Consider the following 15,606-nt stretch of genomic DNA (forward strand, 5'->3'; position numbering starts at 1 on the left):
CGGCCTGGCCGGGGGCGCGGCTGTGGTAGCAAGGCAGGCATGAGGGAGCGGGAGCAGGGGTCGGAGCAGGAACGGGAGCCGGAGCCGGAGCAGGCGCGGGGCCGGGGCGGGGGCGGGGGCCGGGGGGCGTACCACCACGGGGCGCTGCCGGAGGCGCTGGTGGCGGCGGCGTTCGAGGTGCTGGACGAGCAGGGGCAGGAGAAGCTCAGCGTGCGGGAGGTGGCGCGCCGGGCCGGGGTCTCGGCGGGGGCACCGTTCCGTCACTTCGCCGACCGGCAGGCACTGTTGACGGCGCTCGCGGACCGGGTGCTGGCGGACTTCGTGCGGTGGCAGGAGGCCCAGGTGGCGTCCGCCGGGCCGGACGGCAGGTCGGTGATGCGAGCGATCGGGCTGGGGGTCGTCCGGTACGTGCTGCGCCATCCGCAGCGGTTCGAGCTGGTGCGCTCGCGGGTGTTCGCCGCCTCGCGGGACCCCGCGCTGAGCGAGCGGCTGGACGGCATCGACCGGGCGTTCACGGACCTGATCGTCGCGGACCAGGAGGCGGGCCTGCTGCGCCCCGGGGACCCGGCGCTGGTCGGGCTGGCCGGGCAGGCGCTGGTGTACGGGCTGGCGCAGATGATCCTGGACGGCTACCTGCCGGCCGCGGCTGCGGAGGAGCTGGCCTGCCAGGTGATCGACACCTTCGGCCAGGGGATCGCCAACCGCCCGTCGCCGTAACCGAATTGTGCGCTCGACGAGCCTTGACCGAGCCATTCCGCGCTGATGTAATCACCGATTACATCAGCACGGGCAGCACGGGAGGCAGAGAGATGTCCTTGTTCGCCAAGCCGCAGCCGGGCTACACCACGGCCGCCGCCACCGGCGACACCGTGGTGCTGCTGATCGGCATGCGGATCAACCGGTTCTGGGCCGTGCACCACTGGGGCCCGGTGATGTTCTCGATGTTCCGGATGCTCCACGAGCTGCGCCGCGCCCCCGAGCGCGGCCTGCTCGGCCGCATCCTGCTGACCGCCTCGCCGCGCACCTACTACGTCGTCCAGTACTGGGAGTCGAAGGAGAAGCTGTACGGCTACGCGAGCGCGCCGGACGGCTTCCACCACACCGCGTGGGGCATCGTCAACCGCAAGCTGCGGCAGGGCAAGGCGCGCGGGCACGTCGGACTCTGGCACGAGACGTACATCGTGCCGCAGGGCGGGTACGAGTCGATCTACTTCGACATGCCGCCGTTCGGCCTGGCCGGCGCCACCGGCTCGCTGCCGGTGGAGGCGCGCGGCCGGCGCGCGTCGCAGCGGCTGGCCTACCGGGAGCCGGAGCCGGAGCCGGAGCCGGAGCCGGAGCCGGAGCCGGATTCGGTGTCCGGCGGGGCGGGGGAGTCCGCTGTCCGGGTCGAGGCGGGGCCCGGCGCCTGAGTGCGGCCGCGCGGGGAGTGTCGCGAGCCGCCCGGCCGCCGGGCCGTGAGAGCGTCGGGGGATGGTGGATCGGGGCGACGCGCGGCCGGAGGCGCCGGCGCGGCCGGTACGGGTGGTGCACGAGGTGCCGTACCGCGCGCAGTGGGAGTCGGCGGAGCTGGTGCGGGAGATCGTCGACGGGCGGCTGGACGCGTCCGCCGACCCGCGCTGGGGGCAGTCCGGCGCGGCCACCGCGGAGGAGTACGCGTGGTGGTCCTGGCGGCTGTGCGGGGTGGCCTGCCTGCGGATGGCACTGGCGCACTGGTGGGGCGTGAACCCGGCGGCGATGGCGCTCGCGGAGGAGTGCCTGGCGGCCGGCGCGTACCTGCGGGACGGCGACGGCCTGCGCGGGCTGATCCACGCGCCGTTCGCCGGGTACGTCGAGCGGCGCTGGGGACTGGCCGCGCGGGCCCGGGAGTTGACGCCCGAGGAGGTGTCGGCCGAGGTGGTCGGCGGTCGACTGGTGATGGTCTCGGTGCACCCGTCGATCCGGGAGCCGTACGGGCCGGAGCCGGTGCGGCGCGGCGGGCACCTGGTGCTGGCGGTGGGCGCCACGGACACGGCGCTGCTGGTCCACAACCCCTCCGGGTTCCCGGGGGAGTCGCAGGCCTTCGCGCGCGTGCCGTGGCGGTCGTTCGGGCGGTTCTACGCCGGGCGGGCGATCGTGCTCGGCCTGCCCGGCGCGCTCGCGCCCTGAGGACGCGGACGGGCCGTGACGCCGCTCTCGTCCCGAGGACGCGGACGGGCCGTGACGGCGTCCTCGCCCCGAGACCGTGGACGGGCCCCGGCGGCGTCCTCGTCCCGGCGTCGCGGACCGGGCGGGCCGGCCGTCACTGGTTGTCCGGCAGCCCCATCGGGTTGATCGGCAGCTCGCTGCGACAGAGCGCCGAGATCGGCTTCAACGCCGCGGCCAGCCGGTCGAGTTCGGCGCGCGGGTAGTCGTCCCAGACCCGGGCGGCGGCCAGGTCGGTGGCGGCCTCCAGGGTCTGGTGGCGGATCCGGCCGAGCTCGGTGACCGTCCCCTCGGCGGTCAGCCAGCCGCGCTCGACCAGCCGCTCGGCGGCCGCCTCCCACTCGGCGTCCGTCCACCCGCGCAGCGGCTGGATCATCTCGCGCCGCATGTCCATCGCGCAGCGGACCACCAGCGCCTCGCAGCCGTCCAGCCCGGCCGCCACCAGGGCGGCCACGTGGCCGTCGCCGCGGTGCTCGCGCATCACGGTGGCGGCCTGCCAGAGCCGCTCGTACAGGCCGCTCGGGCGGGGGAGCGCGGCGTTGGCGGCGGCCAGCACCCGGCCGGCGCAGTCCAGCCGGGTGGCGGCCTGCTCCAGGGTCTCGGCGACCAGCTCGACCTGGTTCTTGTCCACGTGCTCCAGCAGCCGGCCCAGGATCGTCGCCGAGGCCTTCAGCCGAACGGCCAGCGCCTCCTCCGGGCTCGCGTGGTTCCAGACCTCCGGCAGGGCCCGCTCGACCATCGCCGGGGCGAAGTTGAAGAACGCGGCGGTGACCGGCGGGGCGTCCACCGCGCCGAGCGGGGCCGCGCGGGTGGCGAAGTAGCCGTGCAGGCGGCCGCGCAGACCGGCCTCCTCGAAGGCGGCGCGGCCCTCGGGCAGGAAGTAGGTGACGGCGTGCACCGGCTCGAAGAGCCACCACAACGCGCGGGCGGGGTGGACGAGATCGGTCATCAAGGGACCTTCCTCGGACGGAGCCCCGGGCGGACCGGGGCGCTCGGCTGGTCGGGACGACGGCCCGGCGGGAGCCGCGGCGGGAGTGCGGACCCGGTCGTGCGGACCGTCCACGTGTCGACCGTTCACGTGGGCACCGTTCACGTGGGGACCGTTCACGCGGCGGGTGCGTGGACCGTACAAGGGCTGATGACCACGGGGAAGGCCCCGGTAACCCCGGAGGGGGTGTGATGACGGTCACGCGGAGGCGACGCCGTGCGGTCGGCGGCGGTACGGCGCGGGATGATGGGATGAGGTGCCCGCTCCGGGGGCGCCGAGCCCTCGCAAGCCCTCGTACGAAGGTAGTCGGTCATGGCCCAGATCAACCCCAGCATCCTGTCCGCGGACTTCGCCCGGCTCGCCGACGAGGCCGAGGCCGTCCGGGGTTCCGACTGGCTGCACGTGGACGTCATGGACAACCACTTCGTGCCCAACCTGACCCTCGGCGTCCCGGTGGTCGAGTCGCTCGCCCGCGCCACCGACATCCCGCTCGACCTCCACCTGATGATCGAGGACCCGGACCGCTGGGCCCCGCAGTACGTCGAGGCCGGCGCCGGCTCGGTCACCTTCCACGTCGAGGCCGCCGCCGCGCCCGTCCGGCTCGCCCGCGAGATCCGCGCCAAGGGCGCCCGCGCCTCGATGGCGCTCAAGCCCGGCACTCCGATCGAGCCGTACGAGGACCTGCTGCCCGAGCTCGACATGGTGCTGATCATGACCGTCGAGCCCGGCTTCGGCGGTCAGGCCTTCCTGGACATCATGCTGCCGAAGATCCGCCGCACCCGGGAGCTGATCGCCAAGCACGACCTGGAACTGTGGCTCCAGGTGGACGGCGGCGTCGCGGCCGGCACCATCGAGCGCTGCGCGGAGGCCGGCGCGGACGTGTTCGTGGCCGGCTCGGCGGTGTACGGGGCCGAGGACCCGGCCGAGGCGGTCCGCAACCTGCGGGGGCTCGCCGACAAGGCGGCGGCCGACGCCTGGTGGGCCTGCGGGCACTGAGGACTCCGGGGGCGGCGGCCGGGCGGCCGGGCGGGCTGTCGGCTCGCCAAGGCCTACCGGCCCGCCGCCTCGCCGGTCCGTCGGCCCGTCGCCGGTGACGGCGCCGCCGGATGGCCGGGCCCGGGTGGAGGAACCCCGCACCGTGGCGGATGATCGGTGACGGTGTCCTCCGAGGAGCCGAGGACCCCACCCGGCCCCTCTCCGTACGGTGGTGGTACCGCGATGAGCAACCTCGACCTCAAGCCGGCCCCGACCAGCTGCGGCCGCGAGGCCGGCACCGGCCCGGCGAAGGACCTGCTGACGGCCCGTCAATTCCCGCTCGGCGCCGGCACGGTGGTCCGCCGCCTGCTGCCCAACCTCGGCCGCCGGATGGTCGGAGCCTGGTGCTTCGTCGACCACTACGGCCCCGACGACATCGCCGACGAGCCCGGCATGCAGGTCCCGCCGCACCCGCACATGGGCCTCCAGACGGTCAGCTGGCTCCACCAGGGCGAGGTGCTGCACCGCGACAGCCTGGGCAGCCTCCAGACCATCCGGCCGTACGAACTGGGCCTGATGACCTCCGGCCGGGCGATCTCGCACTCCGAGGAGTCCCCCCGCCCGCACGCCCGCTACCTGCACGGCGCCCAGCTCTGGGTCGCCCTCCCGGAAGCCGGCCGGCACCTCGCCCCCGCCTTCGAGCACCACCCCGACCTGCCCGTGGTCACCGCCCCGGGTCTGCGCGCCACCGTCATCCTCGGCACCCTCGACACCGCCACCTCACCCGGCACCACCCACACCCCGCTGGTCGGCGCCGACCTCGCCCTCACCGGCGGCGCGGACCTCCGCCTCCCGCTCGTCCCCGACTTCGAGTACGCCGTCCTCGCCATGTCCGGCCGCGTCGACGTCGACGGCGTCCCGGTCGAACCCGGCTCCATGCTCTACCTCGGCTGCGGCCGCCCCGACCTCCCCCTCCGCACCGCCGCCGACGCCGCCGTCCTCCTCCTCGGCGGCGAGCCCTTCGACGAGAAGATCGTCATGTGGTGGAACTTCATCGGCCGCACCACCGACGACATCGCCCAGGCCCGCGCCGACTGGACGACCGGCACCCGCTTCGGCGAGGTCCACGGCTACGCCGGCGCCCGGCTGCCCGCCCCGGAGCTTCCTGCGATTCCGTTGAAGTCGCGTGGACGGGTGCGCTGACCCGGCGGTTCACGTGGTCGACGAGGACGCCCTGTGCGGCGGGATTGACGGGGGACGGCGCCGGAGGGGGGCTGATCTCCTTCGGTCGAGGGCGGGCAGCCTCGGAGTGGGCGGCCGACTACTACAATGCGGGATCCAGGAATGCCGATATCGAGATCAGATTGGGGGGTACCGGTGGCGAGAGAAGACGCGGTCACGGTTGATCGCGAGGCCTACCTCGATGTCCGCTCCCGCAGTGCGTCCGTCTTCGACCTCGACGCCAGGCTGCCCGGCCAGGTTTTCCGGGGCAGCGCGGGGGATTCGCTGTTCTGCGAGTTCGACGCGGTCCTCACCCGGGAATTCTGGCCCGCGCTCTGCGCGATGGCCCGGTGGCACGGCGACGACCGCATCGAGCTGTTGGTGCTCAGGCCCGGTGCCGACGAGTTCTACCTTCCGGAGTGCCGGACGTACCCGGCGGTGTCGTTGTCCGTCGACGCGGGCATGGACGACTACTGGGAGAGGATCGGTTTTACGTCGGACGACGATTTCGCGGAGTCGATCGCGGTTTCCGCCAGGGTCATCGCGGTGACCGGACCTTCCGGACGGTGGGGGTGCTGGGGTGAGAGGGATCCCGAGGTCGCGGTTTTCCGGGGCTTTCCGGATGCGGCCACGCGGAACGAATGGCGCGAGCGGTTCGGACCCTTCCTCGAGGTGTCGGGCGCACTGGAGTCGTATGTCTCGATGGCCTTTTGGCTCCATGGCATCCCGGACGCCTTCGCGGCGGCTCTGACCGCCAACTACGGATCTCCGAGCGGCGAAACGCCGTAACCTCACGGAGTTCCACCGGAGTCGTTGACGCTTCCGTGGCGTTCCGGGTCAAGGCTCCTATGCCCTTCGTCGGGTCGGCCGCGTGGCGTGCCCGGCCTTTGTCTTCTGTCGGTCGGGGATTCCGGGCAGGGGGTCAGTTCTTGGGAAGGGTGTTCACGAAGGTGGTGTTGGCGGCGTAGAAGCCGCCGACGGCCTTCTCGACCTCGGCGAGGGGGACCTTCTTGTCGGCCTGGTAGTAGAGCCAGTTGACGTTCATGTCCCAGTCCCGGGTGCCGGTGACCGTCGTGGGGAGGTCGATCAGCCAGGAGCTGAACCGGATGCTCAGGGGCTCGCGCGGGTAGGACTTGGCGCCGCTGCTGTAGAGGGTCTTGCCGTCGACGGAGTAGGTGACCTTCCCGGCGTCGGCGGTGAGCATCAGGGTGTGCCAGCCGGCGAGGCTCTTGTTCGTGGCGAGGGTGTCCCGGTCGTTCTGGGCGGCGCTGCGCCAGCTGGTGGTGTCGAGCCGGGGGCCGGGTGCGCCCCAGCCGCCGTTGGGCATGTACTCGAAGTCCAACTCGCTGTACTTCTTCGAGTTGTGGTCCGGCGAGATCGCGTAGACGGTCTGGATGATGTGGTCGCCGTCGCGGCCGTCGGCGGGCTTGTCGCTGAAGAAGACCCGGGCGGCGACGGTGCCGTTGAGGGACTCGCCCGCCGTGCGTCCGACCTCGACCTGCTTGGTTCCCTTGGGGGTGCCGTCGGTGGTGACGCGCAGCCGCATGGCCTGGCCGCTCTGGGCGTCGGTGACGGTGGGGAAGGAGAGGCCTTCCTTGGACCAGGTGTCGCGGATGCCGGGGCCGCCGCCGTCGGTGCGGACGGTCCAGCCGTGCGAGGCCAGGGCCGGGTCCTCGGCTCCGGTGTAGTGGAAGGCGTCGAACAGGACGCCGGGCGGGCCGGGCGGGGCGGTGGGCGTGGGGCTGGGAGCCGCGGCAGGGGCCTGCTGCTTCTCCGCTCCGTGGGCGGCCGCCGGTCCGGACGGCTCGCCGTCGGACGCGCAGGCGCCCGCGCCGACGGCGAGCATGACCAGGGGGAGGGCGGTCCCGAGTGCGGCCCGCGTGCGGGCGTGCGGGGTGGGACGGGTCACGACTGCTCCTCCGACGGGGATGCACAGGGGGATGCGGAAGGCGTCAGTGCGTACACGCTTCGCATCGGATCGATCAATTCGGGCTCATCTTATCCATGCCTTTGACTCCTCTTTTTGAGGCGATTGAACGAGGTCGGATCGGGATTAACGCCTCCCTGAGATGGGTGGGGGAAGGAATGGATATGTGTTGTCGGCCACGTTCGCGGACGTTAACAAGGGGAGTGATCTGTCCGATTTGGAGTCCTTTAGTTGGGCTCCTGAGCAGCCGGTATCACGGTGGGGGAGCGCATGGTGGCGCTGCGTTTCCATCGATGGCGCGGGTCACGCCTGGCCGTTGAACCGTCTACATTTTGGGGCGATATCCTCTCCCGGACCATCACAGGATGTACACAGAGTGAGCGGCGTTGATCACCGCGCCGTCAAAAACGGGGGAGTTCGTACCGTGTCAGGTACCGCCGCGCCCAGCGCGCCCATCGAGGAGGCACGGTCCTCGCGCAGCCGGCACCGTCGGGGTCGGGTGGCCCCCGCGGCCGGCACCGCCCTCTACGACACCGTGATCCTCGTCCCCGCCCGGAACGAGGAGGTCGGCGTCCTCACCTCGCTGGACTCCCTGGCCAAGCAGAGTCGGCGCCCCGACCTCATCATCGTGGTCGTCAACAACTCCACCGACCGCACACGGGAGTTCGCCCAGCAGTTCGCGGACGACGAGCGCACCCCGCCGACCGTCGTTCTCAACCTGGACAACAACCCGCACAAGAAGGCGGGCGCCCTCAACCACGGGCTGGAGTGGCTGCGGGAGGCGGTCGGTGGACGGCTCACCGGCGCGGTGCGCCACGTCCTGGTGATGGACGCCGACACCGAACTGCACCACCGGTTCATCGAACGGGCCCGCAACGTCATCTCCTCCGACCCCGAGCTCGGCGGCGTCAGCGCCTCCTGCCTCGGCCGCACCGGCCTGTGGCGCAACCCCTGGCAGCGGTACCTGCTCGGCATGCAGATCATCGAGTACGGCCGGGCGGCCAGCGCCCGCTACCGCGCCGACGTGCACACCATGTCCGGGGCCGGCAGCTTCTACCGGGCCGAGGCGCTGCAGACCCTCATCGACTGGCGCGGCGAGGTCTTCTGGGAGGACCACCGCAACCTCGTCGAGGACTACGAGACCACGCTGGCGCTCAAGGAGTCCGGCTGGAAGGTCACCGCCAACGAGCTGTGCATCGCCTACACCGACCTGATGCCGACGCTGCGCGAGCTGATCCAGCAGCGCGAACGCTGGTCCCGGGGCACGGTCGACACCCTGCGCGCCCGCGGCTGGACGAAGTTCACCTGGCACTCGATCAGCACCCTGATCATGGGGCTCATCGCGTCCGCCTACATCCTCGGCTGGGGCACCAAGCAGGTGGCCGCCATGGCGCGGTTCGGCGTCAGCCACGCGCCGCTGTTCTGGGCGATGATCGGCTTCTGGGTCCTCTATCCGGCGCTCCGGGTCCGCAAGCTCGGCCCCAAGGCCATGATCGTCGAGGCCCTGCTGATACCGGAACTCGTCTTCACGGTGGTCCGCACCTACTGGCTCGTCTCCTCCGTCATCAAGTCGTACATGACACGCGTCTCCGCGTGGAAGTAGCCCGAAAGAACACCATGAACGTCTTCAAAGGCCTGGGCGTCTGCATCCTCCTGGCGGCCGTCACCGTCGCCATGACCCAGGTGCCCAACGCCGACCTCGTCCTGCTGGTCGTCAGCGTCACCATCATCAGCATCTCCATCGTCACCTTCGGGGCGTCCGTGCGCCGCAGCCGCCGGGACCGCCGACTCGCCGGCGGCGGCCGCCGCCGGGCCTGAGGGGTCTGACCGGCCCGACGGAGCCGAGGGATCCGACGGCACCCCTCCCGCCGACGCGTCCGACGCCGAACGGCCACGGACCCGTGCTGCGGGGCCGTGGCCGACGGGGTTCGGCAGGGTGTCGGCGGGGCTATCGGGCGGCCGTGGCGGACGGGGTCTTCTTCCGGGCGCGGTAGGCGGCGGCCTTGATCTTGTTGCCGCAGGAGTCCATGCCGCACCACTGGCGGCGCATGCCCCGGGAGCGGTCGATGTAGATCCGGGTGCACTCCGGGTTGCCGCACTCCTTCAGCAGGGGGACGTCCGGGCCGCTGAGGAGTTCGACCGCCTGGCGCGCGACGGTCGCCAGCGCCTGCTCGGGGGTCGCCTCGTTGTGCCGTCCGGTCAGGGTGAGCTGCGGTGTCACGGGCGGCTTGCGCGCGGCGCCGTTGAGCACGGCGAGCGCCTCGCGGTCGAAGGCCTCGCCGAGCCGGCGGTTGGTGACCAGCCGGTAGACGGCCTCGCGGACGGTCGTCGCCTCGCGGACGTCCTGCTCGTCACCGGGCGTGATGGTGTCCACCAGGCCGGAGTCCAGGTACCAGGCGTTCAGGCGCTCCGGCGTCACGAACATCTCGAACCGGACCGTGCGCCGTGCACGGAGCGTAGCGGCGAAGTCCAGGGCGGGGTGCCCGCAGACGAAGACATGGTCAAGGTTCACATCACCATGCTGGCAGGTGACCGTGTCGGGGGGCAATGAGGGGCGGCGCCCGCCGGACCGAGCCGCAGCTCGCGGCCCTGCCAGCGTCGGCGCAGCCAGCGGTCGTGGCTCGCCAGGACGATCGCGCCGGGACCGGTGCCGAGGGCCTCCTCCAGTTCGTCGCAGAGGCGCGGGGAGAGGTGGTTGGTGGGTTCGTCGAGCAGCAGCAGCCGGGGCGGCTCGGCCACCAGGAGCGCCAGTGCGAGCCGTCGGCGCTGCCCGACGGACAGCCGGCCGACGGGCTTGTCCAGGTCCGCCGCGTGCAGCAGGCCGAGCGATCCCAGCGGCACCCGCTCGGCGCGCGCCGCGCCCAGCGCCAGCTCGTAGGTGTCGCGGACGGTGCGGTCGGGCCGGTCGAACACGGTGTCCTGGGTGAGCAGTCCGACCGTCAGTCCGGGGTGCCGGTGCACGGTGCCCTCGGCCGCGAGGCGGCCGGCGAGCACGGCGAGCAGCGTGGACTTGCCCGTCCCGTTGCCGCCCGTGACCAGCAGCCGGTCGTCCGGGGCGACGTGCAGGCTTTCGAGCGCGAGCCGGCCGGGCACCCGGAGGTCCCGGAGCGACAGAAGGGGTTGTTGGCCCTCACCGGCGTTGGCCAACGCGTCGGCGGCCGGGGAATCGGCGGCCGGCGCGTCGGCGGCCGGGTCGTCGGCGGCCGGGGAATCGGCGTCCGCCGCCAGGGACTCGACGGCGAACCGCAGCGGGCGCGGCGGCTCGGGGACCTGCGCGCGCTCCAGCTCCTCCAGTCGGCGGGCGGCGTTGCGGACCCGTCGGGAGACCTGGTTCTGCACCCGGCCGGCCCGGTGGCCGTAGCCCATCTTCTCGTTGTCGCGCGGCCCCCGGTCCGGTGCGACCAGGTGCGCCGTCACGCCCGCCGCGTGGCGCAGCTGCGCCAACTCCTGCTGCTCCTCGGCGTACCGCCGCTCCCAGCGCTCCCGCTCGGCGCGCCGCTCGCCCAGGTATGCGCTGTAGTTGCCGCCGTGGCGGACCGGTCCGTCCACCGCCGGGTCGAGGTCGATCAGGTGGGTGCAGACGGCGTCGAGGAACGCCCGGTCGTGGGCGGCGACGACCACGGTGCCGGGCAGCGCGCGGACCTGCTCCTCCAGGAAGGCGGCGGCGTCGTCGTCGAGGTGGTTGGTCGGCTCGTCCAGCAGCAGCGCGGACGGCCGCCGGACCAGCAGCGCCGCGAGGGCCAGCCGGCCGCGCTGCCCGCCGGACAGCGAGCCGAGCGTGCGGTCGTGACCGAGCGCGCCGAGGGCCGGTGCGCCGAGGCCCAGCCCGTCGAGGACCAGGGCGGCACGGCGGTCGGCGTCCCAGGACTCCCGGTACCGGGCCAGCTCCAGCCGTCTGCCGTAGGCGTCCAGGAGTTCCGCGTGGCCGGGGGCGGACTCCGGGGCCCGGGCGATCTCCGCACCGAGCCGGTCCAGTTCCGCGAGGTCCTCGCGGGCCTCGCGCAGTGCGTCGTCCAGGACGGCGGCGACGGTCGCGGCGGGATCGAAGGGCATCTCCTGGTGCAGGAAGCCGAGGTCCTCGGGGCGGGAGACGCTTCCCGCGTCGGGTTCGTCCACGCCGGCGAGCACCCGCAGCAGGGTGGACTTGCCGGCGCCGTTCTCCCCGATCAGGCCGATCCGGTGGCCGGGGGCGGCGGTCAGGCCGACGCCGTCGAGGACGCGACGGCCGCCGAGGACGCGGACGAGGTCATGGGCGAGCAGGGCGCTCTGGAACGCGGGGGGCATGGGGAACACGGGGAACCTTCCGATGTGAGGGGGGAGGGCCCGCCGGGCACCGAGCCTCGGCGGGCCGCGTCACACGGCGGCGGTTCACACCGCGGGCGCCCCCGTCTCCTTCAGCGTGCCGTCGGCCAGCCGGAGCCAGCGGTTCACGCCGATCTCGGCGAGGAAGCGCTCGTCGTGACTGACCACCAGGAAGGCGCCCTGGTACGAGTTCAGGGCGCTCTCCAACTGCCCGGCGCTGACCAGGTCGAGGTTGTTGGTCGGCTCGTCGAGCAGCAGCAGCTGCGGGGCCGGCTCCGCGCACAGCACGCAGGCCAGGGTGGCGCGCAGCCGCTCGCCGCCGGAGAGCACCCCGACCGGCAGATGGGCCCGGGCGCCGCGGAACAGGAAGCGGGCGAGCAGGTTCATCCGCTCCGTCTCGGGCCGCTCGGGGGCGAACGCGGCGAAGTTCTCCGCGACGGTGCGGTCGAGGTCCAGCAGGTCCAGGCGCTGCGAGAGGTAGGCGATCCGCCCGTCGTTGCGCTTGATCTCCCCGCTGTCCGGGGCGAGTTCGCCGGTGACCAGGCGCAGCAGGGTGCTCTTGCCCGCGCCGTTGGGGCCGGTCAGCGCGATGCGTTCGGGGCCGCGGACGCTCAGGTCGACGCCGCCGTCGGCGAACACCGGGCGGCCGGCGTGGCGGACCTGCAGGCCCTCGCCGAGGAAGAGGTTGCGCCCGGCGGGCACCTGGGTGTCGGGCAGCTCCAGCGAGAGCCGCTGCTCCTCGCGCAGGGCGCGCCCGGCCTCGTCCAGCCGGGCCTTGGCCTCGCCGACCCGGGCCGCGTGCATCTGGCCGGACCGGCCCGCGGACTCCTGGGCGCCGCGCTTCATGTTCCCGGCGAAGATGCGCGGCAGGCCGGCGTTCTTGAGGTTGCGGGCGGCGTTGCTCTGGCGGCGCTCGGCGCGTTCGCGGGCCTGCTGCATCTCCCGCTTCTCCCGCTTCAGCTCCTGCTCGGCGTTGCGGACGTTCTTCTCGGCGACCTCCTGCTCGGCCCGGACGGCCTCTTCGTAGGCGGTGAAGTCGCCTCCGTAGAAGCGCAGTTCACCGTTGCCGAGTTCGGCGATGTGCTGCATCCGGTCGAGCAGCGCGCGGTCGTGGCTGACCAGCAGCAGGCAGCCGTTGAATTCCCCCAGCACGTCGTAGAGCTTGTGCCGGGCCTCCGCGTCGAGGTTGTTGGTCGGCTCGTCGAGCAGCAGCACGTCGGGGCGCTTGAGTAGTTGGGCGGCGAGGCCGAGCGAGACGATCTGGCCGCCGCTGAGCGTGCTCAGGCTGCGGTCCAGGGTGAGATCGGTCAGGCCGAGGCGGTCGAGCTGGGCGCGGGTGCGCTCCTCGATGTCCCAGTCGTCGCCGATGGTGGTGAAGTGCCGCTCGTCGACGTCGCCGGACTCCACGGCGTCGATGGCCCGGATGACCGCGGCGACGTCGAGCACCTCGGCGACGGTGAGGTCCGAGGTCAAGGGCAGGCTCTGGCGGAGGTATCCGAGCCGTCCGGTGACCGACACCGAGCCGGTGGCGGGCTTGAGGTCGCCGGCGATCAGCTTGAGCAGGGTGCTCTTGCCGGCGCCGTTGGGGGCGACCAGGCCCGTCCGGCCCGTGGGCACGGTGAAGGACAGGTCGTGGAAGACCGGGGTGTCGTCGGGCCAGGCGAAGGAGAGGTTCGAGCAGACGACAGCGGCGTTGGACACGGTGGACATGGAGATGACCTCGAAGGGAATGAGGGCAGGAAGGTAGACCTCTGCCCTGGGCAGACGTGCGGAAAAGGGGTACGACGAAACGGACCACCTCGGCGGCGCTCCTGAAGCACCGGCCGGTGGCCGTCAGATCCGGATCTCACCCGGAGATGTCGTCGTCACCCGCCACGTCTGCCACTCCTCGATCACACGACTACAGGTCGCTGCGACTGTAGCAGGCGCCGCCGACAGTCGGGAGCGGATATGTGCGCGCCCGGCGGGTGTCGGTCGGCAACCGCCCTCTGCCGGGGCTTCTTTCGCTCCGGCTTCCACGTCTTCCGTGCCGCCGGGGCCCCTTCGGCGTCTCGTTGACAGGTCGGGCGTGACCGTGCCAGCATCGTCACCGGCTGAACCGGTGACGTACACGAGAGCGGCTCGACCGGCGCACATGTGAGGGCCGCCCCTGCGCACCGACTGCGTGAGTCAAACCTTGGCTGATCACCGCCACTTGCGGTGACTGTCCGAGGGGCGTCGGTCCGCGGTTGTCGGCGATCGGATCGTCACCACCTCAACCGGACACACCTTGCACTTCGACCAGCTCTGCCCGTACGCCCCGCACGCGCTCCTTCGCGGCCGGGCGCACGCCCACCTTTTTCCTGGACGGACACCCATGAAGAGATTCCTGATCGTGCTCGCGACCGGCGCGGCGCTGGCCGCGGTGAACCTGCCGGCGGCAGTGGCGGAGGCCCCGTACGGCTCCGTGCCCGCGCCGGCCGGCTGTTCGGCGCCGGCCGTGCGGGCGCCCGCCGGGACGGCGGTGGAGTCCGCGACGGCGGCCCGCCGGGAGGGCGGGACCATCGATGGAACCGGGGTGGTGGGCGGCACGGTCACCGGTGTCCCCGCCTTCTGCGAGGTGACGGTCACCCTGACCCACCCCGGCGACAACGACCATGCGAAGGTGGTGACCTGGCTGCCCGTCCGTGGTTGGAACGGCCGCTTCCAGGCGCTCGGCGGAAGCGCCTTCGCCGCCGGGGACAACGGCGTCGGGATGGGCACCGCGGTCAAGAACGGTTATGCCGCGACCACCACCGACGGAGGGCTCGCCGATGCCGTCGACGTCGGCTGGGCGCTGGACGCGAAGGGTGAGGTCGACAGCGCGCTGCTGAACAACCTCGCGTCCCGCTCCCAGCACGAGGCGGCGATCGTCGGCAAGCAGGTCGTCGCCGCGCACTTCGGCAGTCCGGCCTCCTACTCCTACTTCAACGGGTGTTCCACCGGCGGGCGCCAGGGCTACATGGAGGCCCAGCGCTACCCCGACGACTTCGACGGCATCCTCGCCAACGCGCCCGCCGTCAACTGGGACGAGTTCGAAGTCGCCACCCTGTGGCCGCAGGTGGTCATGAACAACGAGAAGACCTACCCGTCCGCCTGCGCGTTCAAGGCCTTCACCGACGCCGCCGTCGCGGCCTGCGACCCGCTCGACGGCGTCGAGGACAAGCTGGTCAACGACGCGTCGCGGTGCGACTTCGACCCGCGCCGGCTGATCGGCACCACGGTGGTCTGCGACGGGAAGGAGCTGACCATCACGGCCGCCGACGCCGCCGTCGTCCGCAAGATCTGGGACGGTCCGCGCACCGCGTCGGGCCGCAGGCTCTGGTCCGGCGTCCCGGTCGGTGCCGACCTGGCGGGGCTGGCCGGCACCACCGCGCCCGACGCGAACGGCCAGGTGCAGGGTGCGCCGTTCCCGGTGCCCCGGCTCTGGGTCACGAACTGGCTGAAGAAGCAGCCCTCGTTCGACGTCTCGACGATCACCTACGACCAGTTCACCCGGCTGTTCGAGCAGTCGCGGACTGAGTACGGCCGGATCATCGGCACCGACGACCCCGATCTGTCCGCCTTCCGCGACGCCGGCGGCAAACTCCTGACCTGGCACGGCCAGGCCGACCAGTTCATCCCCGCCCAGGGCACCGTCGACTACCGCCGGCAGGTCGAGCGGACGATGGGCGGCGGTCGGCGGGTCGACGACTTCTACCGCCTCTTCCTGGCCCCGGGCACGGCCCACTGCGGCCTCAACAAGGGCGGCGGCACGACCGACGACCTCGCCGCCCTGACCGCCTGGGTCGAGCAGGGCAAGGCGCCGCGGACGCTGCCCGCCACGCTGGTCGACGCCACCGGGCGGAGCGTCGACCGCGACCTGTGCCGCTACCCCGAGGTGTCCCGCTACCGGGGCCACGGCGACCCGGCCGCCGCCTCCAGCTTCCGCTGCGTCCTCCCCTCCCGGCACTGATCCCCTCCGGTGCCCGCCCCGGCCCGGCCCGCGCCCGAT

14 protein-coding genes are annotated in these 15,606 nt (G+C 72.6%); 9 read left to right on the plus strand and 5 right to left on the minus strand.

The window, feature by feature from the left end:
• Positions 1-39 precede the first annotated feature (39 nt).
• The 3 genes from ACFU6K_RS10715 (at position 40) to ACFU6K_RS10725 (ending at position 2,145) form a co-directional block, all read left to right on the plus strand.
• On the plus strand, positions 40-717 hold the full coding sequence (locus ACFU6K_RS10715) for a TetR/AcrR family transcriptional regulator (RefSeq protein WP_380662205.1): 678 nt from the start codon (positions 40-42) through the stop codon (positions 715-717).
• Positions 718-815: 98 nt separating this feature from the next.
• Entirely contained in the window at positions 816-1,409 is a 594-nt protein-coding gene (locus ACFU6K_RS10720; RefSeq protein ID WP_380662216.1) for a DUF4188 domain-containing protein, read from the plus strand.
• Positions 1,410-1,470: 61 nt separating this feature from the next.
• On the plus strand, positions 1,471-2,145 hold the full coding sequence (locus ACFU6K_RS10725; RefSeq protein WP_380662206.1) for a C39 family peptidase: 675 nt from the start codon (positions 1,471-1,473) through the stop codon (positions 2,143-2,145).
• Positions 2,146-2,278: 133 nt separating this feature from the next.
• On the opposite strand, the gene ACFU6K_RS10730 is transcribed toward ACFU6K_RS10725, so the two are convergent.
• A complete protein-coding gene (locus ACFU6K_RS10730) occupies positions 2,279-3,130 on the minus strand; it encodes a hypothetical protein (RefSeq protein WP_380662207.1) in 852 nt (283 codons plus the stop codon).
• Positions 3,131-3,481: 351 nt separating this feature from the next.
• Here ACFU6K_RS10730 and rpe point away from each other — a divergent pair, with 351 nt between their 5' ends.
• The 3 genes from rpe (at position 3,482) to ACFU6K_RS10745 (ending at position 6,154) form a co-directional block, all read left to right on the plus strand.
• A complete protein-coding gene (rpe, locus tag ACFU6K_RS10735) occupies positions 3,482-4,165 on the plus strand; it encodes a ribulose-phosphate 3-epimerase (protein ID WP_380662208.1) in 684 nt (227 codons plus the stop codon).
• Positions 4,166-4,387: 222 nt separating this feature from the next.
• The gene (locus ACFU6K_RS10740) at positions 4,388-5,347 is read left to right on the plus strand and encodes a pirin family protein (protein WP_380662209.1); all 960 of its coding nucleotides are present in this window, start codon (positions 4,388-4,390) and stop codon (positions 5,345-5,347) included.
• 174 nt (positions 5,348-5,521) lie between these two features.
• Entirely contained in the window at positions 5,522-6,154 is a 633-nt protein-coding gene (locus ACFU6K_RS10745; protein WP_380662210.1) for a hypothetical protein, read from the plus strand.
• A 133-nt stretch (positions 6,155-6,287) separates the two neighbouring features.
• On the opposite strand, the gene ACFU6K_RS10750 is transcribed toward ACFU6K_RS10745, so the two are convergent.
• Positions 6,288-7,274 carry a glycoside hydrolase family 16 protein gene (locus ACFU6K_RS10750; protein WP_380662211.1) on the minus strand — a complete coding sequence of 329 codons (987 nt, stop codon included), beginning with the start codon at positions 7,272-7,274 and terminating at the stop codon, positions 6,288-6,290.
• Positions 7,275-7,716: 442 nt separating this feature from the next.
• Between ACFU6K_RS10750 and ACFU6K_RS10755 the strand changes: the two genes are divergently transcribed.
• Positions 7,717-8,895: a glycosyltransferase family 2 protein gene (locus tag ACFU6K_RS10755; RefSeq protein WP_380662212.1), complete on the plus strand. Its 1,179-nt coding sequence runs from the start codon at positions 7,717-7,719 to the stop codon at positions 8,893-8,895.
• A gap of 14 nt (positions 8,896-8,909) precedes the next feature.
• Positions 8,910-9,110 carry a hypothetical protein gene (locus tag ACFU6K_RS10760; protein WP_074002423.1) on the plus strand — a complete coding sequence of 67 codons (201 nt, stop codon included), beginning with the start codon at positions 8,910-8,912 and terminating at the stop codon, positions 9,108-9,110.
• Positions 9,111-9,240: 130 nt separating this feature from the next.
• On the opposite strand, the gene ACFU6K_RS10765 is transcribed toward ACFU6K_RS10760, so the two are convergent.
• From ACFU6K_RS10765 to abc-f, 3 genes are all read right to left on the minus strand, one after another.
• Positions 9,241-9,804 carry a CGNR zinc finger domain-containing protein gene (locus ACFU6K_RS10765; protein ID WP_380662213.1) on the minus strand — a complete coding sequence of 188 codons (564 nt, stop codon included), beginning with the start codon at positions 9,802-9,804 and terminating at the stop codon, positions 9,241-9,243.
• Positions 9,801-11,576: an ABC-F family ATP-binding cassette domain-containing protein gene (locus tag ACFU6K_RS10770; RefSeq protein WP_380662214.1), complete on the minus strand. Its 1,776-nt coding sequence runs from the start codon at positions 11,574-11,576 to the stop codon at positions 9,801-9,803. Before ACFU6K_RS10770 ends, ACFU6K_RS10765 begins: the two co-directional genes overlap by 4 nt.
• 84 nt (positions 11,577-11,660) lie before the next feature.
• Positions 11,661-13,295, minus strand: a complete 1,635-nt coding sequence (gene abc-f / locus ACFU6K_RS10775; RefSeq protein ID WP_380662217.1) for a ribosomal protection-like ABC-F family protein — start codon at positions 13,293-13,295, stop codon at positions 11,661-11,663.
• 655 nt (positions 13,296-13,950) lie between these two features.
• Between abc-f and ACFU6K_RS10780 the strand changes: the two genes are divergently transcribed.
• On the plus strand, positions 13,951-15,567 hold the full coding sequence (locus ACFU6K_RS10780) for a tannase/feruloyl esterase family alpha/beta hydrolase (protein ID WP_380662215.1): 1,617 nt from the start codon (positions 13,951-13,953) through the stop codon (positions 15,565-15,567).
• Positions 15,568-15,606: the final 39 nt, after the last annotated feature.

It is taken from the genome of Kitasatospora sp. NPDC057512 (genome assembly GCF_042802135.1).
Lineage (GTDB): Bacteria > Actinomycetota > Actinomycetes > Streptomycetales > Streptomycetaceae > Kitasatospora.